Raw genomic sequence first — 25857 nt, 5'->3', positions numbered from 1 at the left:
AACGGGGCTCATAACGATCAAGGATGATCCATGTCGCTGTCTGCTTTTGCACCGGTTTCCCCTGCGGAACTGGAAGCTCGTTTACGTTTGCATCGCCTGCCGGAACTCGGTCCTGTGCGATTCAAGAAATTGCTTGAGGCCTTCGGCTCGGCGTCCAAGGCTATCAGCGCACCGGCCAGTGCCTGGCGTTCGTTGGGTTTGCCCCTCGCTTGTGCGGAGGCCAGGCGCTCCAGTGAAATCCGCGATGGCGCGAGCCATGCTTTGGCCTGGTTAGAGCGTCCGGGCCAGCATTTACTGATGTGGGACCAACCGGACTACCCGGCACTGCTGGCGGAAATCAGTGATGCGCCGCCGCTGTTATTCGTGGCGGGCGATCCCGGCATTCTGGAAAAACCGCAACTGGCGATGGTCGGTAGCCGTCGCGCTTCGCGGCCGGGCATGGACACCGCCGCCGCCTTTTCCCGCAGTCTGGCCGGCGCCGGGTTTGTCATTACCAGCGGTCTGGCGCTGGGCATCGATGCTGCCGCCCATCAAGCCGCTTTGGACGTGGGCGGGCGAACGGTCGGTGTACTTGGCACGGGACTTGAAAAGTTTTATCCACAGCGCAATCGACGGCTGGCAGACGCGATGATTGCCTCGGGCAGCGCAGTGCTTTCGGAGTTCCCGCTGGACGCCGGACCGACCGCCAGTAACTTCCCCCGGCGCAATCGGATCATCAGCGGTTTATCCCTCGGCGTGCTGGTGGTCGAGGCGAGTGTCGCAAGCGGTTCGTTGATCACCGCGAGGCTGGCGGCGGAACAAGGGCGCGAGGTGTATGCGATTCCCGGGTCGATTCATCACCCCGGCGCAAAAGGGTGTCATCAGCTGATCCGCGACGGTGCGGTGCTGGTGGAAACCATCGAGCATATCCTTGAAGCGTTGCGCGGCTGGCAGCAGTTGCCGTTATCCACAGCGACACCAGCGGTGACACATCCGTTGCTCATGCTGCTGCATGCCGCGCCCCACACCAGTGAAGCGTTGTGCGCCTCCAGCGGCTGGGCATTGCCCAAAGTGCTGGCAGCGCTGACGGAGCTGGAAATGGACGGCCGGGCGGTCTGCGAAAGCGGGCGTTGGTTTGCGCGGGTGAGCTAGGTTTTATAAGGAAGATCGGTAAACTGCGCAGAGCCTTATTCCGGAGAGTTTTTCATGGTCAACAGTTGGCGTGTGCAACAAGCCGCACGAGCCATTCGCGCAGGCGCGGTGATTGCCTACCCAACCGAGGCGGTCTGGGGTCTGGGGTGCGACCCGTGGGACGAAGAGGCGGTCTATCGTCTGCTGGCGATCAAGGGTCGGTCGGTGGAAAAAGGGTTGATTCTGGTGGCCGACAACATTCGCCAGTTCGACTTCCTCTTCGAAGACTTTCCTGAATTGTGGATGGATCGCATGGCCAGCACCTGGCCAGGGCCGAACACCTGGCTGGTGCCGCATCAGAATATGTTGCCGCAGTGGATTACCGGCGTGCATGAAACGGTGGCGCTGCGGGTCAGCGATCACCCGTTGGTGCGGGATTTGTGCGCGGTGGTCGGGCCGTTGGTTTCAACGTCGGCCAACCCGCAGGGCCAACCGGCGGCGCGGACGCGGATTCGCGTCGAGCAGTATTTCCGTGGGCAGGTGGATTACGTGTTGGGTGGGAATCTGGGTGGGCGCAAGAATCCGAGCGTGATTCGGGATCTGGCGACGGGCAACGTGGTGCGCCCGGACTGACACCGCGGCGCAGCCAATCGCGAGCAGGCTCGCTCCCACATTAGATCTTCAGTGAACACGGATTTCGTGTTCGACGCCGATCCACTGTGGGAGCGAGCCTGCTCGCGATGGCGTCCTCAAGGCAACAAAACAGTCGAACCAGTCGTACGTCGCGCCGACAACTCGGTCTGCGCCTTCGCCGCTTCGGCCAACGGATACTTCTGGCTAATGTCCACTTTCAGCTTGCCGCTGATGATCATCTCGAACAGTTCATCCGCCATACGCTGCAGGTTTTCAGCATTGTTGGCGTAAGTCGCCAGGGTCGGGCGGGTCACGTACAACGAACCCTTCGCCGACAGAATCCCCAGGTTCACCCCGTCTACCGCGCCCGACGCATTTCCGAAGCTCACCACCAGACCGCGAGGCGCCGCGCTATCCAGCGAAGTCAGCCAAGTGTCCTTGCCCACACCGTCGTACACCACCGGGACTTTTTTCCCGTCAGTCAATTCCAGTACGCGCTGTGCGACGTTTTCATGGCTGTAATCGATGGTTGCCCAAGCGCCGTTGGCCTTGGCCAGCGCAGCTTTCTCCGGTGAGCTGACCGTGCCGATCAACTTCACGCCCAAGGCCTTGGCCCATTGGCAAGCCAGGGAGCCGACGCCACCCGCTGCAGCGTGAAACAGGATGGTTTCGCCACCTTTGAGTTCATAGGTCTGACGCAACAGGTACTGCACGGTCAGGCCCTTGAGCATTACGCCGGCGGCCTGTTCGAAGCTGATCGCGTCCGGCAGATGCACCAGATTGGCCTCCGGCAACACGTGAACGTCGCTGTAAGCGCCCAACGGACCGCTGCCATACGCCACGCGATCACCCACTTTGAACCGGGTGACTTCACTGCCCACCGCCTCGACCACGCCCGCACCTTCCGAGCCCAGGCCCGATGGCAGGGCTGGCGGTGCATAGAGACCGCTGCGGTAATAGGTGTCGATGAAATTCAGGCCGATGGCCTTATTGGTGACGCGAACCTGCTGCGGGCCGGGCTCGGCGGGTTGGTAGTCAACATATTCGAGCACTTCGGGGCCGCCATGGGCGCGGAACTGGATACGCTTTGCCATCAGAACTCTCCTTAGGTCGTCTTGCGAAGCTCCCTATCGGACTCCTAACCATGATCTTCGTCAACTGCGGCAGGCCCATCTGCGATGTTATGCTACGCGCCCATTTGCGCCGGCCCCGCTCCCATGGAGCGCCGCGTAGCTTTGCCCGATTCAAGGTGATGACATGACGACCCGCACCGAGGCCGTAAAAGCCTACCTGCTCGACCTGCAAGACCGTATTTGCGCGGCCCTCGAAGCTGAAGACGGCGGCACGCAGTTCGTCGAAGACGCCTGGACCCGGCCTGCCGGTGGTGGCGGTCGCACCCGGGTGATCGAAAACGGCGCGGTCATCGAAAAGGGCGGCGTCAACTTTTCCCACGTCTTCGGCAGCGGCCTCCCACCGTCCGCCAGCGCCCATCGGCCAGAACTGGCCGGCCGTGGCTTCGAAGCCCTTGGCGTCTCTTTGGTCATTCACCCGCACAACCCGCATGTGCCGACGTCCCACGCCAACGTGCGCTTTTTCATTGCTGAAAAAGAAGGCGAAGAACCGGTCTGGTGGTTCGGCGGTGGCTTCGACCTGACCCCTTACTACGGCAATGAAGAAGACTGCGTGCATTGGCACCGCGTCGCCGAGCAGGCCTGCGCGCCGTTCGGTCCGGACGTTTACTCGCGCTACAAGGCCTGGTGCGACAGCTACTTCCACATCAAGCATCGCCACGAGCCGCGCGGCATCGGCGGCCTGTTCTTTGATGACTTGAACGAGTGGGACTTCGACACTTGTTTCGCCTTCATGCGTGCCATCGGTGATGCGTTCATCGACGCTTACCTACCGATCGTGCAGCGCCGTAAAAACGATGCGTTTACCGCCAAACAGCGTGAATTCCAGGAATTCCGCCGTGGGCGCTACGTTGAGTTCAACCTGGTCTACGATCGCGGCACGCTGTTCGGTCTGCAATCGGGTGGGCGTACCGAGTCGATCCTGATGTCCCTGCCGCCGCAAGTTCGCTGGAGTTACGATTGGAAAGCCGAGCCGGGCAGCGAAGAAGCACGGCTGACCGAGTACTTCCTGCAAGACCGTGATTGGTTGGCCAAGGCCTGAACGAGGAATTCTGATGGACCGTTACGTCGTATTCGGTAACCCGATTGGCCACAGCAAGTCGCCGTTGATCCACCGTCTGTTCGCCGAGCAGACGGCTCAAAAACTGGAATACAGCACGTTGCTGGCGCCCCTCGACGATTTTTCCACCTGCGCCCGGACGTTTTTCCTCGAAGGTCGCGGGGCGAATGTGACGGTGCCGTTCAAGGAAGAAGCCTATCGTCTGGCGAACAGTCTGACGGCGCGGGCGCAACGCGCCGGTGCGGTGAACACCCTGAGCAAACTGGCCGATGGCAGCCTGCTGGGCGATAACACCGATGGCGCCGGACTGGTGCGGGACCTGACGGTCAACGCCGGTTTCAGCCTCAAGGGCAAGCGCATCCTGCTGCTCGGTGCCGGCGGTGCGGTGCGCGGCGCGCTGGAGCCGTTGCTGGCCGAGCAACCCGCCTCGGTGATCATCGCCAACCGCACGGTGGAAAAAGCCGAACTGTTGGCGGAATTGTTCGCCGACCTGGGGCCGGTGTCGGCCAGTGGTTTTGATTGGTTGAAGGAGTCGGTGGACCTGATCATTAACGCGACGTCCGCCAGTCTGTCAGGGGATGTACCGCCGATTGCCAGCAGTTTGATCGAGCCGGGAAAAACGGTGTGCTACGACATGATGTACGGCAAGGAGCCGACCTCGTTCTGCCGTTGGGCCAGTGAACATGGCGCGGCGGTATCGATGGATGGCTTGGGGATGCTCGCTGAACAAGCGGCAGAAGCCTTCTTCCTGTGGCGCGGTGTGCGCCCGGATACGGCGCCGGTGCTGGCCGAGTTGCGTCGGCAGTTGGCCCTTTAAAAGCTTCGCGAGCAAGCCCGCTCCCACAAGGATCACCGAAAACCTGTGGGAGCGGGCTTGCTCGCGAATGGCCGCGACACCGATTTCAGATCAGTCCTCAAACCGGATCGGGCATTTCTCCGCCCCTTCCAGCTTCCGCAACTCTTCCACCACCTGCGGCCGCGCGCGCCGCAGGGTCAGGGTGCGATCCTGGCGCAATAGCCGCCGCGCTTCCTGGTGCAGCATCTCCACGCCTGAATAGTCGATGAAGTTGATCTGCTGCGCTTCGATCACCACGCGTGCGCCGTGCATCCGCTGCAGGCGTACTTGCAGGTAATGGCTGGCGCCGAAAAAGATCGAACCGCCAACCCGCAGAATGTCTTCATCCCCATCCTGCCAATGCTGGACCCGCGGTTGCGAGGTGCGTTTGAGGTAGAAGAACAGCGAAGCCAGCACTCCGGCGTAGATCGCGGTCTGCAACTCCAGCAGCAGCGTGGCGACACAGGTCAGCGCCATGACCAGGAATTCGGCGCGGCTGACCCGCAACAACGCGCGAATACCGCGATGATCCACCAGCCCCCAGGCGATCAACAAAATGCTGCCGGCCATGGCCGGGATCGGAATGTGCGCGATCAAATTCGCGCCGAAGATGGCGAACATCGCCACCCACACCGCCGAAAAAACCCCGGCCATCGGCGAGCAGGCGCCCGCTTCGTAGCTCAGGCCCGAGCGGGTGAAGGAACCGGCTGACAGCGATCCGGAAAAAAACGCACCGACCATGTTCGACAAACCCTGGGCGCGGACTTCCTGATTGGCGTCGAGCAACTGCTGGGAGCGGGCCGACAAGGATCGGGCAATCGACAGACTGGTGACCAGCCCGAGCATGCCCACCGCCACCGCACTGGGTAACAAGCGCAGAATCAGGTCCAGATCCAGCGGCAGCGGGCTGAAGGGCGGCAGCCGCCCGACAAACGCACTGACCAACTTCACATGACTGAACATCGATGGCCAGAGCCAGACCAGCAATCCGCTCAGCACCAGGGTGATCAATAGCGTCGGCCAGCGTGGCAGGAACAATTTGAGGATCACGCCCACGACGACGGTCGCCAGGCCCAGCATCAACGACGGTTTATCCACTTCGCCGAGGTGACTGAAGAGCATCATCAAGCTGTTCAGCGCTGTTGCCTGGTTGGGCAAATCCAGCCCCAACAAATTCGGCAGTTGGCCGATGGCAATCACCACCGCCGCGCCGAGGGTGAAACCCAGCACCACCGAGTGCGAGACGAAATTCACCAAGGCGCCGAAGCGCAGCAAACCGAGCAGCCACTGGAAAATGCCGGCAAGCAGCGTCAGCAACAGGATCAGGGTGACGTAGTCCTCTGACGCCGGAACGGCCAGAGGACTGACGCTGGCGTACAAGACGATAGAAATCGCCGCCGTAGGACCGCAGATCAAATGCCACGAAGACCCCCAGAGACAGGCGATCAGCACCGGGATAATCGCCGCGTACAGACCGTATTCAGGTGGGAGACCGGCGATCAGCGCGTAGGCAATGGATTGCGGCAACGCGAGAATCGCGCCGCTGAGACCGACAATCAGGTCACGACCGACACTGGCGCGGGTTTGCCGAGGCATCCAGCTGAGGAAGGGGAAGAGCGAATGGCGGCTTGGAAAGGCCATGGGTCCTCTCGGGTGAGATTTTGCGCAAGGGTAGCAGGGTTGTGAGGAGTGTCAGATGAATCCACCCCTCACCCTAACCCTCTCCCCAGAGGGGCGAGGGGACTGACCGAGGTGACAGTAAGGAATCCTGCGACCTGAATTACCGAGTCGAACACCAGATTTAATAACAACACAGATCGGCCCCCTTTCCCCCTTTCCCCCTCTCCCCCGTGGGGAGAGGGCTGGGGTGAGGGGTCGATCCTGAACCAGACACAGAATCCAGCATCACCCGATCAAAGCTTCGCTTTCACCGCTGGCAACGCATCCTTCCCATCCACGGTCTTCACCCCGTCCAGCCACTTATCCAGCACCGCCGGATTCGCCTTGATCCACGCCTTCGCCGCATCAGTATTGCTGACCTTCTTGTTCACCACCTCGGCCATGATGCTGTTCTCCATTTCCTGGGTGAAACTCAGGTTGGTGAGCAGTTTGCCGACGTTCGGGCAGGCCTGTGCATAACCTTTGCGGGTCAGCGTATGAACGCTGCCGGTATCGCCGAAGTACTTCTCGCCGCCCTTGAGATAATGCATTTTCAGTTGCACGTTCATCGGGTGCGGGGTCCAGCCGAGGAAGGTCACGAACTTCTGTTTTTTCACCGCGCGAGACACTTCGGCCAGCATCGCCTGCTCGCTGGACTCGACCAGTTTCCACTGGCCCATGTCGAAGTCGTTCTTCTTGATGATTTCCTGCAGCGAGATGTTGGCGGGAGCGCCGGAGCCGATGCCGTAGATCTTCTTGTCGAACTTGTCGGCGTACTTGTTCAGGTCGGAAAAGTTATGCACACCCGCGTCCCAGACGTAATCCGGGACCGCGAGGGTGAATTCGGTGCCGTCGAGGTTCTTCGCCAGTTGCGTGACATCGCCGGTGGCCACGAACTTGTCGTAGAAGCCCTGTTGCGCCGGCATCCAGTTACCGAGAAACACGTCGACCTGACCATCTTTCAAGCCGCCAAAGGTGATCGGCACTGCAAGTGTGTCGACCTTGGCCTTATAGCCCATGCCGTCCAGCAGAAACCCGGTGATGGCGTTGGTGGCGGCAATGTCGCTCCAGCCAGGGTCGGCCATTTTCACCGTCTCGCAACTCTGCTCGGCATACGCCGATGCACTGCCCAGAGCCAGAAGCCCGACCGTCATTGCTGTGGATAACCTACGCATGGCATTCCCCTTAACATTATTGGTTTTGGCAGGGTTGTGGATAACGTGCTTTACGCTCCAGATCGTCGAGGTCGATGTGGTTGCGCATGTACTGCTGACTGGCGTCCACCAGCGGCTGGTGATCCCAGCTCTTCAGCTTGCCGATGGTTAATGCCTTGGCGACGAAACGTCGGCGTCGTTGGCTGGCGAGCACCTGTTGGTGGATCGCCGGGATATCCCATTTGGCCCGGGCTTCGGCGAGAAATTCATCGAAAAGCGACTGATGTTGCGGCGACTGGCTGAGTTCTTCCAGTTCGCGCGGGTCGTTGTGTACGTCGAAGAGTAGGCAAGGGTCGTCTTCGCTGTAGATGAATTTGTAGGCGCCACGGCGAATCATCATCAGCGGGCTGATAGTGCCTTCAGCCATGTACTCGCCGAAGACCTCGTCATGACCGCCCTGCCCTTGCAGGTGCGAGACCAGTGAGCGGCCGTCCAGCGGCAGCCCCGGCTCCAGCGAGCCGCCGGCCAGTTCGACGAAGGTCGGCAACAGATCGGCAGTGGACACCGCCGCGCTGACCCGGCCAGCCCCGAATTGCCCCGGCGCACTGATCAACAGCGGCACACGGGCGGCCATTTCGTACCAGTGCATTTTGTACCAGAGCCCACGCTCGCCGAGCATGTCGCCGTGGTCGCCGGAGAATACGATGATGGTGTCGTCGATCAGGCCGGTTTCCTCGAGTGTTTGCAGGAGTTTGCCGACGTTGCTGTCGATATAGCTGCACGCACCGAAGTACGCACGGCGTGCATCGCGAATCTTATCCACAGGCAGTGGTTTGTCCCACAGGTCGTAAACTTTGAGTAAACGCTGGGAATGCGGATCAAGTTCGGTCTGCGCCGGGGTTTCAGGCAACGGGATGTCGGCGTCGTCGTACATATCCCAGAAGGCCTTGGGGATGGTGTACGGGTCGTGTGGGTGAGTCATCGAAACGGTCAGGCAGAACGGCTGATCGCCATCCTCGCGGATGTGATCGAACAAGTACTGTTGAGCCTTGAACACCACTTCTTCGTCGAAATCCAGCTGATTGGTGCGTACGCACGGCCCGGCCTGCAGCACCGACGACATATTGTGAAACCAGGTTGGACGCACGTCTGGCTCGTCCCAGTTCACAGACCAGCCGTAATCGGCCGGGTAGATGTCGCTGGTCAGGCGTTCTTCATAACCATGCAGCTGATCCGGACCGCAGAAATGCATCTTGCCCGACAGCGCGGTGCGGTAGCCGAGTCGACGCAGGTAGTGGGCATAAGTCGGTACGTCGGCGGGGAAATCGGCCGCGTTGTCGTAGGCGCCGATCTTGCTCGGCAACTGACCGCTGACCAGGGTAAAACGCGACGGCGCGCACAATGGGCTGTTGCAATAAGCGGCGTCGAACACCACGCCTTGGGTGGCGAGGCGGCTGAGATTCGGCAGTTTGATGGGCGAAGGGCCGTAGAACGGCAACATTGGCGCGGCCATCTGATCGGCCATGATTAAAAGAATATTCTTGCGCTTCATGTGATCGCGGCATTCCATAGTGAATATTTATGCGAGAGTGCTGCGATCGAGCATGTAGCCCAAGCAATTTGTGGTAAAGCCCATGCGCGGCAATGACTAGGATAAGCACAGCTTATGTATGACGCCCTTGGTGATTTGTCTCTGGATTTGCTTCGTGCCTTTGAAGCGGCGGCCCGTCAGCGCAGCTTCACCGCGGCCGCCGTGGAGCTTGGCACCACGCAACCGGCCATCAGCCAGCAGATCAAACGGTTGGAAGAACAACTCGGGACGCGGCTGTTCGACCGGATCTATCGCGGCATCGAACTGACCGAGGCCGGGACGATCCTGTTTGAGCAGGTTCAGCTCGGATTGCAGAATATCGACGCAGGGTTGAGCGCGATCAGCGCACAGCATCAACATGAAGTGTTGCAGGTCGCCACCGATTTCGCCTTCGCCGCGTATTGGTTGATGCCGCGCCTGCACCGCTTCCATGCCGCCAATCCTCAAGTGGATGTCAGCCTGGTCACCAGCGAACGCAGCCTCAACATGCTGCGCACTGATATTGATGTGGCGGTGTTGTTTGGGGATGGCCGATTCAAACAGGGCGAAAGCCATTGGCTGTTCAGCGAAGAAGTGTTTCCGGTGTGCAGCCCGCTGCTGTTGAAGGATCGCCCCCTGCCCTTGCCATCCCAGTCATTGCTCGAGTTCCCGCTGCTGCACCTTCGCGGCGAGAACAGCAGTAACTGGTTCGACTGGAGCGGCGTATTTCGGGAATTGGGGATCGCTTCGGCACCGGCGCCAGGGCAATTGCGCTTCGACAATTACACGCTGTTGATTCAAGCGGCGATTGGCGGCCAAGGGGTGGCGATTGGGTGGCGGCACCTTGTGGATAACTTGCTGGCGCAAGGTTTGTTGTGCCGACCGATTGCGGAAACGGTGATCTCCAGGCTCGGCTACTACGTGGTCCTGCCCCAGCGAAAACGGCGTGGCGCGCTGATTCAACAGTTTGTGGACTGGCTGATGGCTGAGCAGGCCAGCAGTGCGCAATCGCTGAATGGCCTGCCGCTACCGTCTATTGCTGTATAGCCTCGGTCGCGACGAAGGTCACGTGTTCGCCGACATGCAGGTTCAACCGCAACTCATCGGCAATCCCCACAGCCACCCGGCTCAACCGTCCAAGCGGTTCGGCGAGGCCCGGCTCCAGGCTGCTGCTGACGTGGCTGAAATGTTCGATGGTCAGCCCAGGCACCCCGCGTGGCGCATTCACCAGCGTCCAGTGCAAGGTGCTACTTTGCAGGGCCTCGCGGATTTCTTCGGCGGCGTGACGTTGCAGTCGATCTTCTATCTCCGGATCGTCCAGTGCCTCGAAATCGCCGACCAGAAACAGTCGGGCAATCCCTGAGGCCTGCATGCCATCGATCAGGGCATCCACCGCCAGCACTTGCTCGACCGGGCCAGGCACGATGGATTTTTCCACGTGCTCGCTGTTCATCGGCAGTCCGGGTGCATCCAGCAGACAGATCACCGCCGAACACCCGGCGACGCTCTGCTTGACCCGCTTGGCGTCGAACAAATCGCCGGTCTTGGTCCGCAGTCCCGGGCGCGGCGCGAGCGCCGTCAGGTCATCGAGAATCGCGATCACTTCATGTTGGCGCCGCAGCATTTCAGCCATCAGCGCACTGCCTAGGCTACTCATGGCACCATAAAGCACCACTTTCACCACCGGGGTTTCGGCATTTTTCATGGCCGTGCTCCGTTCTTCCTATCTCTATGGCGTGTGACCTGTGGGAAACAACGCCGGTTCGACTCGGTTCAGAGGGTTTCAAATGCAGCAGATCAAGGGCTACCACGCCCATGTCTACTTCGACGCCAGTACCCTTCCTCAGGCGCGCGCCTTGTGTGAGCAGGCGGCGCAACTGTTTCCAGTGAGGATGGGCCGCGTCCATGAACGGCCGGTGGGCCCGCACCCGGACTGGAGCTGCCAGTTGGCGTTCGAGCCGCAATACATCGGTGACGTGCTGCCCTGGCTTGCGCTCAACCGCAAAGGCTTGGTGGTGTTCCTGCACCCGGACACCGGCGACGATCTGCTCGACCACACCGAGCATGCGATCTGGATGGGCGCGATTCGGCCACTGGATCTGTCTGTTTTTTGATCAGTTTACAACTGTTCCTCGGCTTCGCCGGGCAAATGTTCATCCAGATGCAGCCAGGGCAGTCGGTTGTCAGTCCAGATATGCCTTTCGGCGGGTGCGTGCTCGGGATGATCGAGGGTGGCGATGGTCGCGTCGATGCTGTCCGGGCTCAGGTGCGAGACCAGCGCCAGCTGCGCCCCACAGTTGCCGCAGAAATACCGCACGCAGGTGGTTGAAGAGTTGTACTGCGCTGGCGTTCCTTTCACCCATTCAAAGGCTGAGGCGGGCACGGTGATCCAGGTGGTCACGATCCCGCCGCTGACCCGTCGGCAAATCGAACAATGACAGTGGGCGATGTCGTGCAAAGGCCCGCTGAATTGATAGCGCAGATGTCCGCAGTGGCAGCCGCCCGTATGAACTTCGCCCATTCTGTTTCCTCCTGTTGCGTATGTTCCGACGTCTTCGCGAGCAAGCCCGCTCCCACAGGGGAACGCATTCCAATGTGGGAGCGGCGGTGCGACGATTCGACTTGCTCGCGAAGGCGTCAACTCGGTTTAACGTCCCTGCCCCGGTCCGACGACCGGTTGCACATCTGGTCAATGCTTTCATCCGCGAAAGCTGGCTGAAAGCTTCCGCGATTAGGATCGCCCCCACTACCGGCAACAGACCGGTTGGCCAATGCCAGTGTTTTATCGCTCGCACAGCCCATTTAACAACAACAATGGTGATCCTGATGTCCTCTTCTACCCGCCGCTTCGCTGTCACTCCACCCATACGCCTCGTGCTTCCCGTTCTGCGCTGACCCACCCGGTTCGCCCATTCCCTAGACGCGCTATGCCTGGAGTATTCCCATGCTGACTTTCCTTGGCTTTGCCATGGTCATCACGTTCATGTTCCTGATCATGACCAAGCGCGTTTCCGCGCTGATCGCCCTGATCATCATCCCGATCCTGTTCGCGCTGTTCGGTGGTTTTGCGCCGAAGATCGGCCCGATGATGCTCGAAGGCATCACCAAGCTCGCACCGACCGGTGTGATGCTGATGTTCGCCATTCTGTACTTCGCCCTGATGATCGATTCCGGCCTGTTCGACCCGGCCGTGCGCAAGATCCTCAAACTGGTCAAGGGCGACCCGTTGAAAGTTTCGGTCGGCACCGCCGTACTGGCGCTCGTCGTCTCCCTCGATGGGGACGGCGCGACCACTTATATGATCTGCGTGGCCGCCATGCTGCCGCTCTACGCCCGTATCGGCATGAGCCCGCGGATCATGGCTGGCCTGATCATCCTCGCCGGTGGCGTGATGAACATGACGCCATGGGGCGGCCCGACCGCTCGTGCGGCCAGTGCGCTGCACGTGGACCCGTCCGACATCTTCGTACCCATGATTCCGGCGATGGCTTTCGGGGTGCTGGCTATCCTCGTGATTGCCTACTTCTACGGCAAGCGTGAGCGTGCACGTCTGGGTGAGCTGCACCTGGTGGGCGAGGAAATCGACCACAGTGAAATCAGCGTTTCGCAATTCCCGGATGCCCGTCGTCCAAAGTTGATCTGGTTCAACGGCGCCCTGACCCTGGCCCTGATGTGCGCCCTGGTCGCCGGCCTGTTGCCGCTGCCGGTGCTGTTCATGGTGGCGTTCAGTATCGCGATGATCGTCAACTACCCGTGCCTGCAACAGCAGAAGGACCGCGTCGCGGCCCACGCCGGTAGCGTGCTGGCGGTGGTCGGCTTGATCTTCGCGGCCGGTATCTTCACCGGCATCCTGTCGGGCACCGGCATGGTCGATGCGATGTCGAAAAGCCTGTTGGCGGTCATCCCGGACTTCCTCGGCCCGTACCTGGCGGTGATCACTGCACTGGTGAGCATGCCGTTCACGTTCTTCATGTCGAACGATGCATTTTATTACGGCGTGTTACCGGTACTTGCGGAAGCCGCCAGCCATTACGGTATAACCGCGGTTGAAATGGCACGTGCCTCGATCGTCGGTCAGCCCGTCCACTTGCTGAGCCCGCTGGTACCATCGACCTACCTGTTGGTGGCCCTGGCCGGTATCGACTTCGGTGATCACCAGCGTTTCACCCTGAAGTGGGCAGTGCTGGTTTGCATGTGCATACTGGTCGCCGCTTTGCTGATGGGGATTTTTCCGCTGTTCAGCACTCTATAAGCCCAAGACTCACCATGACGGGTCCAGGCTTTGTTGTTTGAAGCCTGGGCCCTTCGTGGTTTAACACTCGCACAAAGGAATACACATGGAATGGCTGACCAACCCTGAAATCTGGGTTGCCTTCTTCACCCTGACCGCCCTGGAAATCGTTCTGGGTATCGATAACATCATCATGATTTCGATCCTGGTCAGCCGCATGCCCAAGCACATGCAGGCGCGCACGCGGATTTTCGGCCTGGCGCTGGCCATGGTTACGCGGATCCTGTTGCTGCTGTCGATCACTTGGGTCATGCGCCTTACCGCCGACTTGTTCGAAGTGTTCGGCCAGGGTATTTCCGGGCGAGACCTGATCCTGTTCTTCGGTGGTCTGTTCCTGCTGTGGAAGAGCTCGCAAGAGATGTACCACGCGCTGGAAGGTGAAGACGAAACCAATGAGGAGCCGGGCGGCAAGGGCGGCAACTTCTTCTACACCATCATTCAGATCGCGATCATCGACATCGTGTTCTCGCTGGACTCGGTCATCACCGCTGTTGGCATGGTGTCCTACGTACCGGTCATGGTCGCGGCGATCGTCGTTGCCGTGCTGGTGATGATGTGGGCTTCCGGCACCATCAGCGAGTTCATCGACAAGCACCCGTCGCTGAAGATGCTGGCGCTGTCGTTCCTGTTGATAGTCGGTACTGTGCTGATTGCTGAATCCCTCGACGTTCACGTGCCAAAAGGCTACGTCTACTTCGCCATGGCGTTCTCGCTGGCGGTGGAAGCGATCAACATCAAGATGCGCACCGCCATGGCGAAAAAGCGCAAGCAGCAGGAACCGGTGAAGCTGCGCAAGGACATTCCGGGTCAATAACCTGAATGCCATGTGATGACAAAGGGGCCTTCGGGCCCCTTTTTCATATCTGCATCAAGCTGTTTTTATGGCAGTTTTGTTTCAATCGCTTCTTTAGCTGTGCGATGCTGGCGCGCAGTCCGTTAGCCAACTACAGCTTAAGTACAGAACGTAGAAGAACGCGCGGCGCCGTCAACTTGCCCCGATGGGGCGCTACCACCACAGGGGGCCTGCATGCTCACCCTGCTCAATTTGTTATCTGCCGTGGCCTTGTTGATTTGGGGCACGCACATCGTCCGAACCGGCATCCTGCGGGTCTACGGTTCCAACCTGCGCCATGTGATTGGCCGGAACATGTCCAAGCGCTGGCTGGCGTTCATCTCGGGGATCGTCGTGACGGCGATGGTCCAGAGCAGCAACGCCACCGCCATGCTCGTCACCTCCTTTGTCGGTCAGGGCCTGATGGCGCTGACCCCGGCCCTGGCGACCATGCTCGGGGCCGACGTCGGTACCGCGTTGATGGCGCGGGTGCTGACCCTCGACCTGTCATGGTTGTCGCCGCTGCTGATCTTTCTTGGGGTGATTTTCTTCTTGTCGCGCAAACAGACCCGGGTTGGACAGATGGGCCGGGTCAGTATCGGGCTGGGGCTGATCATCCTGGCGCTGCAACTGATCGTTGAGGCTGCCGCGCCGATTACCCAGGCCCAAGGTGTGAAGGTGATTTTCGCCTCGCTGACTGGCGACATCTTGCTCGATGCCCTGGTCGGCGCGCTGTTTGCGATGGTTTCCTACTCCAGCCTCGCCGCCGTCCTGCTGACCGCGACCCTGGCCGGTGCTGCGGTGATCAGCCTGCCCGTTGCCATCGGCCTGGTGATCGGCGCCAACATCGGCAGCGGCATCCTTGCCTTCCTCAGCACCAGCATGCAGAACGCCGCTGGCCGTCAGGTGGCGTTGGGCAGCCTGCTCTACAAACTGATCGGCCTGTTGCTGATCATTCCGGTCCTCGACCCGTTGGTGCACTGGATCGACAGCCTGGACTTCAGCCCTCAGGAAATGGTCATCGGCTTTCACCTGCTTTACAACACCGCGCGCTGCCTGCTCTTGCTGCCCAGCGTCGGGCCGATGGCCAAGCTGTGCGCGTGGCTGTTGCCGGAGCGGCCGGAAATCAACGGCACTGCCAAACCGCGGCATCTTGATCCAACAGCGCTGGTCACGCCCAGTCTGGCGCTGGCCAATGCCGCCCGGGAAACCCTGCGCATCGGCGACCTGATCGACAACATGCTCGAGGCCATGCTCGACGTGCTGAACGGCAAGCAAACCGCCGTCACCCAGGAAATGCGGCGCCTGACCGATGATGTGGAATCGCTCTATGGCGCGATCAAGCTGTATCTGGCGCAAATGCCCCGCGAAGACCTCAGCGAGCAGGACAGCCGGCGCTGGGCGGAAATCATCGAGCTGGCGATCAACCTTAAACTCGCCAGCGACCTCATCGAACGCATGCTGCGCAAGGTCCAGCAACAGAAAACCTCACAGCGCCTGTCTTTTTCCGAGGTCGGCCTGGAAGAGTTGGCGGGGCTGCACAGTCAGTTGATCTCCAACCTGCGCCTGGGGTTGTCGGTATTCCTCAGTGCCGATAAGGAAAGTGCCCGCCAGTTATTGCGTGAGAAGCGTCGCTTTCGCGCACAGGAACGGCGCCTGGCCCATGCTCACGTCAGCCGATTGCAACGTAAGATCGTGCAGAGTATCGAAACCAGCTCGTTGCACCTTGAGTTGATTGCCGACATGAAGCGTCTGAATTCACTGTTTTGCATCAGCGCCTATGTGGTGCTGGAAACTTCCGACACCGGCGCCCTGGCGGCCGACGAATTTGCTGACATCACGCATTCACCTTGAACGTCTGGCAGAGTGGTCAGTCAGTAACATTGATTCAGCATGAAGGCCGCCTTCGCGAGCAGGCTCGCTCCCACAGTGGATCTTCGGTGTACTCGGAAATTGTGTCCGACTCAGATCACCTGTGGGAGCGAGCCTGCTCGCGAAGGCGGCCTGGCTGATGACACGGATCTCCGATTGGTTGCCTGGAAGCTTGCTATGCGTTGTTTGTTGTTCGCTTGTCTGTTGCTTGGTTCATTCCCTTCATTTGCCCTGGATCGCTTTCAGGTCGAGGGCTATACGCTGCCCAACGGCCTGCAATTGCTGCTCAAGCCCGGTACCGAGCGCGGGCATGTGGCGATTCGTCTGGTGGTCGGCGTCGGCATCGATGATTTCAGCTGCGCCGACAAGGAGTTGCCGCACCTGCTTGAGCACTTGCTGTTCAGCGGCATCGACGCCACGGGCGAAGGCGGGCTGGAAGAGCGCATGCAGGCCCTGGGTGGCGAGTGGAACGCCTACACCAGCAATGCCGACACGACGTTCGTCATCGAAGCCCCGGCGAAAAACCAGCGCAAGGTCCTCGACCTGCTGCTGGCGCTGCTGACCCAGACCCGAATCGACGACAACGCCATCAACGCCGCCAAACAAGTGGTCGAGCGCGAAGACGGCGGCCATTACTCGCACCTGCAACGCTTTCTGGATCGTCAGGACCTTGGCCACACAGCGAGTAATCAGCTGGCAGTGGAACTGGGCCTCAAATGCCCCGAACGCGCCGAAGTCGATCACCTGACCCGCGATCAGCTGGAAAAGGTACGCAAGGCCTGGTACGCGCCCAACAACATGACCCTGATCGTCGTCGGCGACCTTGAGCGGTTGCTGCCGGCCTATCTGGAACGGTCTTATGGCGCGCTTGAAGCGGTTGACCCGACCGATCACCCGCCCCTGCCGGCGATCCAGGCCACTGCTGCCCATGAGCGCACCTTGAGTCATGGTTTTGTTGGCGGCAGTGCCAAGTTGCATTGGCTGTTGCCAGAGCCGGTGCAGGAAGATCGGCACGACGAAACCTTCGACTTGCTCAAGGACTATCTGGACTGGGCGCTCTACCGCCAATTGCGCCTGGCCCATGGCTTGTCCTACGGGCCTTCGGTCGAGCGCGAGGTGTTTGGCGGTGTGGGCTTCATGAGCCTGAACGCGGACCTTGAGCGCGACGACGTGCCCGAGGCCGAACGGGTGCTGGATAATCTGAAGGCCGGGTTGCTCAGGGACGGTCTCAAGGCCGGCACCTTCAACCGCATCAAGCAGGCCGCCATCGCCCGCCAGGCCTGGGCCGTGCAAGGCAACAGCGCGTTGGCCGATTATTACTGGAGTGCCCTTGGGGACTACGAGGACGGCCGTTTCGCCGACCCCGCCAAAGAACTGGAAGGGGTGACGCTGGAGGAAGCAAACAAGGCCATGCGTGAATTGCTGATGCAGCCGGGCTACCTGCGGATCGAAAAGCCGTTGATCAGTGATGACCAGTTTGTGTGGGCGATTGCCGGGGTGTTCGGTTTGTTTGTACTCAGTCTGTTGGCTTGGCGCGTCCATCGCAGACGGTAATCGATCCCCTCACCACAGTAAGATTTCCAATCCGGGTTTTGTGTTTGGCCAAAGTGATCGGGACCCTCGCCACACCGCTGTCCGGGCGGTACCCTGTCGAGGATTTTTCCCACGACTATTGCGAACCGCCGAATGCCTACTCTGACCCTATACGTACAGCGCATCCTGGAATTGATGAAGCGCTACCCGGGGGTCATTGCGCTCGGTGGTTTCATATCCGGGGTCGGCAGCTTCATGCTGGTGGATCGCCAACAGGGTCTGGCGACCTGGATCACCACCATCATGCTGGTCAGCTGGGTCTGGCTGATGCTGGAAAACAGCCTCACCAAGCTGTTCGCCAGGGTCTTCAAGCGCGAAATACCCCAGCCGCTTCTGCGTTATGCGACGCAGATGATCCATCAGGAAAGTCTATTCTTCGTTCTGCCGTTCTTTTTAATCACCACCACCTGGAACAGCGGCCAGTTGTTCTTCACTGGATTACTGAGCATGGCGGCGCTGATTTCGATCATCGACCCGCTCTACTACAAATGGCTGGCACCGCGCCGCTGGGCGTTCCTGGCACTGCACACCCTGACCCTGTTCGCGGCCCTGCTGACTGCCCTGCCCGTCATTTTGCACCTGACCACCGCCCAGAGCTTCAAGCTGGCGCTGGGCATTGCCATGTTGCTGTCGTTCCCGAGCCTGGCCTCGATCTTCCCGATTCGCACTGTGCGCAATGCGTTGGCGATCCTCAGCATCACCGTCGGTATCGGCGCCGCCGGTTGGGTGCTGCGCTCCTGGGTTCCACCGGCGACCCTGTGGATGACGGATGTGGCGATCAGCACCCAAATGCAGGACCGCACCCCCGGCAAGAGCCTGGAAGAAGTCAGCGCCGAGCAGATTCGCGGAGGTGGGCTGTACGCGTACACCGCGATCAACGCCCCTAGGGGGCTGGCCGAGCGGATTTATCACGTCTGGATGTTCAACGGCAAAGAAGTCGACCGTATCCCTCTGGATATCAATGGTGGGCGCAAGGAAGGCTATCGCGCCTGGACCCACAAGCAGAACTTCCCCGGCAACCCCGCAGGCAAATGGCAGGTCCGGGTGCTGACTGAGGACGGTCAGTTGATTGGCGTGCTGCGCTTCAAGGTCATGGACAGCACACCCATCAAAGAAAAGTAACGCGGTTCGTGCTATTAGTCAGATCTGCGTAATAACCGAACAAGCACGGAGCTTATGACTAGCAGCACAATGCCCGGCAGAGCCCTACTGGACACCTCGCAAAGCCCTGCCCTGTTGCGGGTCACGGGTGACTGGACGCTCGCCCATTACGCCGATCTCAGCCGACTGAGCGAAAAGCTCCGTGGCCAATACGACAACAACACCCACATCGATCTCAATGGCCTCGGCGCACTCGATACGGCGGGTGCGTCATTGCTGGTGGAGCTGCTGGGGGCCGAGCGTCTGGGCAAATCTGCCGAACACCCCGATTGCACCCTTTCTTCCGCTGATCGCGCCTTGTTGCAGACGGTGTACTGCTCGCTGACCGACTTCTGCGTGCCGATCAAGGAACCGGAAATCAGCGTCGGCATTCAACTGCTGACCCGCATCGGCCGCGCGGTGGACGCGGTCTGGCAGGACACCCTGGAACTGCTGGGTTTCGTCGGTCTGATTCTGGAAACCATCGCCCGCGGGCTGTTTCGCCCCAAGCGCTGGCGCCTCACGCCGATGGTCGCGCACATCGAACAGACTGGCCTCGACGCCGCGCCCATCGTTGCTCTGCTGACCTTTCTGGTGGGCGCCGTGGTGGCGTTTCTCGGGGCGACGGTGCTGGCGAGTTTCGGCGCGAGTATTTTCACCGTGGACCTGGTGGCGTTCTCCTTCCTGCGCGAATTCGGTGTGTTGCTGACCGCGATCCTGATGGCCGGCCGCACCGCCAGTGCGTTCACCGCGCAGATCGGTTCGATGAAAGCCAACGAAGAAATCGACGCCATCCGCACCTTGGGCCTCGACCCGATAGAGCTGCTGGTGGTGCCGCGCGTGTTGGCCCTGCTGGTCGCGCTGCCGATGCTGACCTTTCTGGCGATGCTTTCGGGGATTGTCGGCGGCGGTGTGGTTTGCGCGGTGGCGCTGGATATCTCGCCAGCGATGTTCCTGTCGCTGCTGCAAACCGATATCGGCGTTCAGCATTTTCTGGTGGGGATCGTCAAAGCGCCGATTTTCGCGTTCCTGATCGGCGCCATCGGCTGTCTTGAAGGCTTCAAAGTCAGCGGCAGCGCCGAGTCCGTCGGTGCTCACACCACGTCGAGCGTGGTCCAGTCTATTTTCGTGGTGATCGTGCTCGACGCCGTGGCTGCGCTGTTTTTCATGGAGATGGGCTGGTGAGTCGTCTAACCCGAGCGCCATCCGAGGCGGTGATCGAAGTCCGCGATCTGTGCAATCGCTTTGGTCGCCAGAGCGTGCATGAGAACCTCGATCTGGATTTGTACAAGGGTGAAATCCTTGCCGTGGTTGGCGGTTCCGGCAGCGGCAAGTCAGTGCTGTTGCGCAGCATCGTCGGCTTGCGCCAGCCCAGTGAAGGGGTGGTGAAGGTCTTCGGCAAAAACCTGCCGACGCTGTCTGAACACGAGCGCTCGATGGTCGAACGGCGTTTCGGCGTGCTGTTCCAGAAAGGTGCCCTGTTCTCTTCGCTGACGGTCACCGAGAACGTCGCCCTGCCCCTGATCGAGCACGCCGGTTTGAGCCGAGAGGACGCCGAACACCTGGCGGCAGTGAAAATGGCCTTGGCCGGACTGCCGCTGTCGGCGGCCGACAAGTACCCCGCTTCGCTGTCCGGCGGCATGATCAAGCGTGCGGCACTGGCCCGGGCGCTGGCGCTGGACCCGGACATCCTGTTTCTCGACGAACCCACTGCCGGCCTCGATCCAATTGGCGCGGCCGCGTTCGATCAATTGATCCTGACCCTGCGCGATGCGTTGGGCCTGAGTGTGTTTCTGGTGACCCATGACCTCGACACGCTCTACACCATCACCGACCGGGTGGCGGTACTGGCGCAGAAGAAAGTGCTGGTGGCGGATGCCATCGACAAGGTCTCGGAAACTGACGATCCGTGGATTCACGAATATTTCCATGGCCCTCGCGGCCGCGCGGCGTTGACCGCCGCTCAACAGCTTAAGGAGGTCTGACATGGAAACCCGAGCCCATCATGTATTGATCGGCCTGTTCACCGTGATTGTGGTGGCAGGCGCCCTGCTCTTCGGCTTGTGGCTGGCCAAGTCCAGCGTCGACACCGAGTTCAAGGATTACGAAGTCGTTTTCAACGAGGCCGTCAGCGGCCTGTCCAAGGGCAGTGCCGTGCAGTACAGCGGGATCAAGGTCGGCGACGTGGTGACCCTGCGTCTGGATCCGAAAGACCCGCGCCGGGTACTGGCGCGGATCCGCCTGGGCGGCGATACACCGATCAAGGAAGACACCCGGGCCATATTGGCGCTGACCGGAATCACCGGGACCTCGATCATCCAGCTCAGCGGTGGTACGCCGCAGAGTCCGAAGCTCAAGGGCAAGGACGGTCATTTGCCGACGATCATTGCATCGCCCTCGCCCATCGCCCGTTTGCTGAACGACAGCGGCGACCTGGTGGCGGGCGTGAACATGCTGATGCTCAACGCCAATAAGATGTTTTCTTCGCAGAACGTCGATCGCATCAGCCAGACCCTTGAACATCTGGAACAAACCACCGGCACCATCGCCGACCAGCGCGGCGATATTCGCCAGGCGATGCAGCAACTGGCCTCGGTCGGCAAACAGGCCGGCGCCATGCTGGAGCAGACGTCGGCGCTGATGCGCAACGCCAATGGCATGCTCAACGATCAAGGCAAGCAGATGTTCGGCAGTGCCGAGCAGGCGATGAAGTCTCTGGAACAGAGCAGCGCGACCATCAACGAGCTGCTCACGACCAATCAGGATTCGCTCAACAGCGGCATGCAAGGCCTCAATGGCCTGGCCCCGGCGGTGCGTGAACTGCGTGACACCCTGACGTCGTTACGGGCTATTTCCCAGCGTCTGGAAGCCAACCCCACCGGTTATTTGCTGGGCAATGACAAGGACAAGGAGTTCACACCATGAAGTTGACTCACCTCGCCCTCCTCGCCAGCTTCATTGTGCTCAGCGCCTGCTCGATCCTGCCCAAGTCCGAGCCGTCCGACGTCTATCGGTTGCCTTCGGCCCAGAGCAGCGCATCGGCCAGTCACGGGACGCCGCAGCGCTGGTCGCTACGCCTGACCAAGCCGCAGACCAGCGAAGCCTTGAACAGCCCGAAGATCGCCGTGATCCCTCAGGGTGATCTGATCAGCAGCTACAAGGCTTCGCGCTGGAGCGACCCGGCACCGGTGTTGTTGCGCAATCGTCTGTTGGATGGTTTCCAGCGTGATGGTCGGGTGACATTGCTGAGCACCGACGACAGCAACTTCCAGGCGGATCTTGAACTGGGCGGTAACCTGCAGGCATTCCAGACTGAATACCAAGGAACGAACGCGAGCGTCATCGTGCGTCTGGATGCGTTGCTGGTGCGCGGTTATGACCAGCGAATCCTCGCCAGCCGACGCTTCGAAGTGCGCCAGCCGTTGAGCGATGCGAAGGTACCGGCGGTGGTGGCCGGGTTTGGCCAGGCCAGTGACCAGTTGACGGCGCAGGTGGTGAGCTGGGCGGTTGAGCAAGGGCAGAAAGTTGCGCCGCCTCCCCGCCCTTAAAGCCAACATAGCCCCAATGTGGGAGCGAGCCTTTGTGGCGAGGGGACTTGTCCCCGTTGGACTGCGCAGCAGGCCCAAAATCTGAGTTCTCGGTGTATCAGATACAACTTGAATTCAGAAATTGGGGCCGCTTCGCGACCCAACGGGGACAAGTCCCCTCGCCACAAAGCCCGCTCCCACAAGGGTTTTGTGGTTAGCCGAAGAACCAGTAGCAGACGCCGATCGCGCCGAGAACGCCGGCAAGCTCCGCCAGCAACGCGCAACCCACCGCATGCCGCGCCCGCTGGATCCCCACCGCGCCGAAGTACACCGCCAATACGTAGAACGTCGTTTCAGTACTGCCCTGAATCGTCGCCGCCACCAGCGCCGGGAAGCTGTCCACGCCAGAGGTTTTCATGGTTTCGATCAGCATCGCCCGGGCGGCACTGCCGGAGAACGGCTTGACCATGGCGGTCGGCAACGCATCGACGAAGCGCGTGTCCCAACCGGCCCATGCCACCAGATGCCGGATCCCGTCCAGGCCAAAGTCCAGTGCTCCGGATGCCCGCAGCACGCCGATGGCACACAGCATCGCCACCAGATACGGCAGCAGGTTCTTGGCCACGTCGAAGCCTTCTTTGGCGCCTTCGATGAACGCTTCGTAGACCTTCACTTTGCGCAGCGCGCCGATCACCAGAAAAAGCATGATCAGCCCGAACAGCGTCACGTTACCGAGGATCGATGACAGGCTGGCCAGAGCGGTCGCTGAGAGCGTCGCCAGCAGCGCCATGAAGGCACCGAGGGCCAAGGCGCCGGGAATCAGGTAGGCAAGCACCACCGGGTCCCACAGGCGCAGACGCTGCATGAACGCCACCGACAGCAGGCCGACCAATGTCGAGCAACTGGTGGCGAGCAGGATTGGCAGGAACACCAGGGTCGGATCGGGTGCACCTTGCTGGGCCCGGTACATGAAGATCGTCACCGGCAGCAGGGTCAGGGAGGAGGCGTTGAGCACCAGGAACAGGATCTGCGCGTTGCTGGCGATGGTGTCGCTGGGGTTGAGTTCTTGCAGCGCCTTCATGGCTTTAAGGCCGATTGGCGTGGCGGCGTTGTCCAGGCCCAGACCGTTGGCGGCGAAGTTCAGCGTGATCAGGCCGATGGCTGGGTGCCCGGCCGGTACTTCCGGCATCAGCCGCAGGAACAACGGGCCCAGCGCTTTGGCCAGCCACTCGACGATCCCTGCCTTCTCGGCAATCCGCAGAAAGCCCAGCCAGAGCGTCAGCGTGCCGAACAACAGGACCATGACTTCGACCGACAACTTGGCCATGGCGAAAATGCTTTCCACCATCGCCGCGAAGATCCCGGCGTTACCGCCGATCAGCCATTGCGCCAGTGCCGAAACGGCAGCCACGATGAAGAAGCCAAGCCACAGGCCATTAAGCATCAGTCAAATCCCCCGAAGAATGCGGCGAATGATAGCGGGGTAGCCAGAAACGACAAACCCCGGATTTCTCCGGGGTTTGTTTTTGGCTCCTGTAGGAGCAAAGCTTGCTCGCGATACAGGCGACGCGGTCTATCAGTTGCTGGAAATCTCGCCCACCGGCAATTTTTCCTTACTGCGCCAGTGCGGCAGGGAGTTCCAGTAGCGCTGGCCCTTGGCGTCGTCGTACATGCCTTCCCAGCGGGAGATGACCAGCACGGCCAAGGCATTGCCGATCACGTTCAGCGCGGTACGGGCCATGTCCATGATGCGGTCGACACCGGCGATGAACGCCAGGCCTTCGAGCGGAATACCCACGCTGCCCAGGGTGGCCAGCAGCACCACAAAGGACACACCCGGAACGCCGGCGATGCCTTTGGAGGTGACCATCAGGGTCAGTACCAGCAGCAATTGCTGGCTGATCGACAGGTCGATGCCGTAGAGCTGGGCAATGAAGATGGCTGCAATGCTCTGGTACAGGGTCGAACCGTCGAGGTTGAACGAGTAGCCGGTCGGTACCACGAAGCTGCAAATGGCTTTCGGCGCGCCGTAGGCTTCCATTTTCTCGATCACGCGCGGCAGCACGGTTTCGGAACTGGCGGTGGAGTAGGCCAGCACCAGCTCATCCTTGAAGATGCGCATCAGCTTGATCACCGAGAAGCCGAACAGGCGAGCGATCAGGCCCAATACCACGAAGGCGAAGAAGGCGATGGCGACGTAAACCAGGATCACCAGTTTGGCCAGCGGCAGCAGGGAGGCGAAGCCGAAGTTGGCCACCGTCACCGCGATCAGTGCGAAAACGCCGATCGGGGCGTAGTTCATGATCATGTGAGTGACTTTGAACATGCTTTCCGACACGCCCTGGAACATCTTCACCAGCGGCTCGCGCAGGTCCGATTGCAGGCTCGACAGACCGAGACCGAACAATACGGAGAAGAAGATGATCGGCAGCATTTCGCCGCGGGCCATGGCCGCGAAGATGTTCGACGGGATCAGGTTGAGGATGGTCTGGATGAACGCGTGTTCATGCTGAACCTCGGCGGCAGTGGCCTGGTACTTGGAAATATCCACGGTACCCAGGGTGCTCATGTCGATGCCGGTGCCGGGATGGAACACGTTGGCCAACACCAGACCGACCACGATGGCGATGGTGGTGACGATCTCGAAGTAGAGGATGGTCTTGAGGCCGATACGCCCGAGCTTTTTCGCGTCACCGACGCCTGCAATACCGACGATCAAGGATGAGATCACGATCGGGATCACAATCATCTTGATCAGACGGATAAAGATATCGCCTGCTGGTTGCAGGACGTTGCTGACCCACCAGGCTTTTTCGGCACTGAAATGGTTGAGCAGCGCACCGATTGCAATCCCCAATACCAGACCGATGAGGATCTGCCAGGCGAGGCTAAGCTTTGCCTTCTTCATATCTTTACCCTTACTTGCGTTTGACTCAGGCAGATGCAAGAACTGGAACGCTTGTGGCGAAAAAGTCCTGTGCATCTACCCCCGTATAAGGTGCCCCGGAGCGCTTGTTATCCGCTCTCTGGCAGGCGAAAAAAGGCGCAACTATTCAGATGCAAGGAAGCGACGTCTAATGCCGTAAACGCCTACCCTATGCCGAATCGGCATGAGCTTTTTTAACTGAAACTCGCGTCCCAACCGGTTCGAATACGACATTTCGGCAGGCATAAGTGCCGTGAACCGGCCACCGCAGAGGAGGTTGGTTGTTTTTTGAACAAGGGAATGGGGACTGAAACTTGGGAAAAAGCCTACGTTTAATCGCGAAAATTCTCGGTCGTTGAATCGCGGTTTTCTCGATATACGGTCACCAAAGAAACACCGCGAAATGGTTTTGCGAAGGATTAAGCGGAGATAGCGCGGAGGAGGCGAGCAGAACGCTCTAGGACAATACTTTGCGCTGACGAGCTCTTCGCAAGTCCGTCGATCCATGAGTGACCGACGAACTTG

23 protein-coding genes are annotated in these 25857 nt (G+C 60.3%); 15 read left to right on the top strand and 8 right to left on the bottom strand.

The annotated features are described in order from the left end of the window. Positions 1 to 30: 30 nt before the first annotated feature. Together dprA and IB252_RS11550 are read left to right on the top strand one after the other, a co-directional pair. Complete coding sequence (gene dprA / locus IB252_RS11555; RefSeq protein ID WP_192408739.1) at positions 31 to 1131, top strand: DNA-processing protein DprA; 1101 nt, start codon at positions 31 to 33, stop codon at positions 1129 to 1131. A gap of 54 nt (positions 1132 to 1185) precedes the next feature. Then, complete coding sequence (locus IB252_RS11550; protein ID WP_192408737.1) at positions 1186 to 1743, top strand: L-threonylcarbamoyladenylate synthase; 558 nt, start codon at positions 1186 to 1188, stop codon at positions 1741 to 1743. Positions 1744 to 1859: 116 nt separating this feature from the next. Here the strand turns inward: IB252_RS11550 and IB252_RS11545 are convergent, their stop codons facing one another. Further along, positions 1860 to 2837, bottom strand: a complete 978-nt coding sequence (locus tag IB252_RS11545) for an NADPH:quinone reductase (RefSeq protein ID WP_111448163.1) — start codon at positions 2835 to 2837, stop codon at positions 1860 to 1862. 163 nt (positions 2838 to 3000) lie between these two features. Between IB252_RS11545 and hemF the strand changes: the two genes are divergently transcribed. Continuing rightward, the gene (gene hemF / locus IB252_RS11540; RefSeq protein WP_192408735.1) at positions 3001 to 3915 is read left to right on the top strand and encodes an oxygen-dependent coproporphyrinogen oxidase; all 915 of its coding nucleotides are present in this window, start codon (positions 3001 to 3003) and stop codon (positions 3913 to 3915) included. A 13-nt stretch (positions 3916 to 3928) separates the two neighbouring features. Then, a complete protein-coding gene (gene aroE / locus IB252_RS11535; RefSeq protein WP_192408733.1) occupies positions 3929 to 4750 on the top strand; it encodes a shikimate dehydrogenase in 822 nt (273 codons plus the stop codon). Positions 4751 to 4840: 90 nt separating this feature from the next. Here the strand turns inward: aroE and IB252_RS11530 are convergent, their stop codons facing one another. From IB252_RS11530 to betC, 3 genes are all read right to left on the bottom strand, one after another. Next, positions 4841 to 6409 carry a SulP family inorganic anion transporter gene (locus IB252_RS11530; protein WP_192408730.1) on the bottom strand — a complete coding sequence of 523 codons (1569 nt, stop codon included), beginning with the start codon at positions 6407 to 6409 and terminating at the stop codon, positions 4841 to 4843. Positions 6410 to 6681: 272 nt separating this feature from the next. Continuing rightward, on the bottom strand, positions 6682 to 7602 hold the full coding sequence (gene choX, locus IB252_RS11525; RefSeq protein ID WP_192408728.1) for a choline ABC transporter substrate-binding protein: 921 nt from the start codon (positions 7600 to 7602) through the stop codon (positions 6682 to 6684). A 16-nt stretch (positions 7603 to 7618) separates the two neighbouring features. Beyond that, positions 7619 to 9133, bottom strand: coding sequence for a choline-sulfatase (gene betC, locus IB252_RS11520; protein WP_192408725.1), 1515 nt, complete (start codon positions 9131 to 9133; stop codon positions 7619 to 7621). A 114-nt stretch (positions 9134 to 9247) separates the two neighbouring features. On the opposite strand from betC, the gene IB252_RS11515 reads away from it, so the two are divergent. Next, on the top strand, positions 9248 to 10198 hold the full coding sequence (locus IB252_RS11515; RefSeq protein ID WP_095126794.1) for a choline sulfate utilization transcriptional regulator: 951 nt from the start codon (positions 9248 to 9250) through the stop codon (positions 10196 to 10198). On the opposite strand, the gene IB252_RS11510 is transcribed toward IB252_RS11515, so the two are convergent. Further along, positions 10185 to 10856: an NAD(P)-dependent oxidoreductase gene (locus IB252_RS11510; protein WP_008155653.1), complete on the bottom strand. Its 672-nt coding sequence runs from the start codon at positions 10854 to 10856 to the stop codon at positions 10185 to 10187. The genes IB252_RS11515 and IB252_RS11510 overlap by 14 nt on opposite strands. Positions 10857 to 10938: 82 nt before the next feature. On the opposite strand from IB252_RS11510, the gene IB252_RS11505 reads away from it, so the two are divergent. Beyond that, positions 10939 to 11265, top strand: a complete 327-nt coding sequence (locus IB252_RS11505) for a DOPA 4,5-dioxygenase family protein (protein WP_111448156.1) — start codon at positions 10939 to 10941, stop codon at positions 11263 to 11265. A gap of 5 nt (positions 11266 to 11270) precedes the next feature. On the opposite strand, the gene IB252_RS11500 is transcribed toward IB252_RS11505, so the two are convergent. Continuing rightward, entirely contained in the window at positions 11271 to 11672 is a 402-nt protein-coding gene (locus IB252_RS11500) for a GFA family protein (RefSeq protein WP_192408723.1), read from the bottom strand. A 423-nt stretch (positions 11673 to 12095) separates the two neighbouring features. Here IB252_RS11500 and IB252_RS11495 point away from each other — a divergent pair, with 423 nt between their 5' ends. The 9 genes from IB252_RS11495 to IB252_RS11455 all read left to right on the top strand — a co-directional run bounded on the left by IB252_RS11495 (position 12096) and on the right by IB252_RS11455 (position 22427). Beyond that, positions 12096 to 13403: a CitMHS family transporter gene (locus IB252_RS11495; RefSeq protein WP_111448154.1), complete on the top strand. Its 1308-nt coding sequence runs from the start codon at positions 12096 to 12098 to the stop codon at positions 13401 to 13403. A gap of 85 nt (positions 13404 to 13488) precedes the next feature. Continuing rightward, positions 13489 to 14256, top strand: coding sequence for a TerC family protein (locus IB252_RS11490; protein WP_192408721.1), 768 nt, complete (start codon positions 13489 to 13491; stop codon positions 14254 to 14256). 213 nt (positions 14257 to 14469) lie between these two features. Then, positions 14470 to 16128 (top strand): Na/Pi cotransporter family protein, encoded by a 1659-nt coding sequence (locus tag IB252_RS11485; RefSeq protein WP_192408719.1) that lies wholly within the window; start codon positions 14470 to 14472, stop codon positions 16126 to 16128. A 195-nt stretch (positions 16129 to 16323) separates the two neighbouring features. Next, a complete protein-coding gene (locus IB252_RS11480; protein WP_192408717.1) occupies positions 16324 to 17700 on the top strand; it encodes a M16 family metallopeptidase in 1377 nt (458 codons plus the stop codon). Positions 17701 to 17832: 132 nt separating this feature from the next. Further along, a complete protein-coding gene (locus IB252_RS11475; RefSeq protein WP_111448150.1) occupies positions 17833 to 18861 on the top strand; it encodes a DUF5924 family protein in 1029 nt (342 codons plus the stop codon). 54 nt (positions 18862 to 18915) lie between these two features. Continuing rightward, a complete protein-coding gene (locus IB252_RS11470; RefSeq protein ID WP_192408715.1) occupies positions 18916 to 20064 on the top strand; it encodes an ABC transporter permease in 1149 nt (382 codons plus the stop codon). Next, the gene (locus tag IB252_RS11465; protein ID WP_008155632.1) at positions 20061 to 20864 is read left to right on the top strand and encodes an ABC transporter ATP-binding protein; all 804 of its coding nucleotides are present in this window, start codon (positions 20061 to 20063) and stop codon (positions 20862 to 20864) included. The genes IB252_RS11470 and IB252_RS11465 overlap by 4 nt, the downstream gene beginning before the upstream one ends. Position 20865: 1 nt before the next feature. Beyond that, complete coding sequence (locus tag IB252_RS11460; protein ID WP_111448147.1) at positions 20866 to 21804, top strand: MlaD family protein; 939 nt, start codon at positions 20866 to 20868, stop codon at positions 21802 to 21804. Then, positions 21801 to 22427, top strand: coding sequence for an ABC-type transport auxiliary lipoprotein family protein (locus tag IB252_RS11455; protein WP_192408713.1), 627 nt, complete (start codon positions 21801 to 21803; stop codon positions 22425 to 22427). Before IB252_RS11460 ends, IB252_RS11455 begins: the two co-directional genes overlap by 4 nt. 193 nt (positions 22428 to 22620) lie before the next feature. Here IB252_RS11455 and IB252_RS11450 read toward each other — a convergent pair whose 3' ends face one another. Together IB252_RS11450 and gltP are read right to left on the bottom strand one after the other, a co-directional pair. Continuing rightward, positions 22621 to 23850 carry a nucleoside recognition domain-containing protein gene (locus IB252_RS11450; RefSeq protein ID WP_192408711.1) on the bottom strand — a complete coding sequence of 410 codons (1230 nt, stop codon included), beginning with the start codon at positions 23848 to 23850 and terminating at the stop codon, positions 22621 to 22623. Positions 23851 to 23982: 132 nt separating this feature from the next. After that, complete coding sequence (gene gltP, locus IB252_RS11445; RefSeq protein WP_111448144.1) at positions 23983 to 25314, bottom strand: glutamate/aspartate:proton symporter GltP; 1332 nt, start codon at positions 25312 to 25314, stop codon at positions 23983 to 23985. Positions 25315 to 25857: the final 543 nt, after the last annotated feature.

Source organism: Pseudomonas sp. PDM10, from assembly GCF_014852295.1.
Lineage (GTDB): Bacteria > Pseudomonadota > Gammaproteobacteria > Pseudomonadales > Pseudomonadaceae > Aquipseudomonas.
Note: the sequence above shows the minus strand (reverse complement) of the source record. Positions and strands in the feature narration are given on the sequence as shown.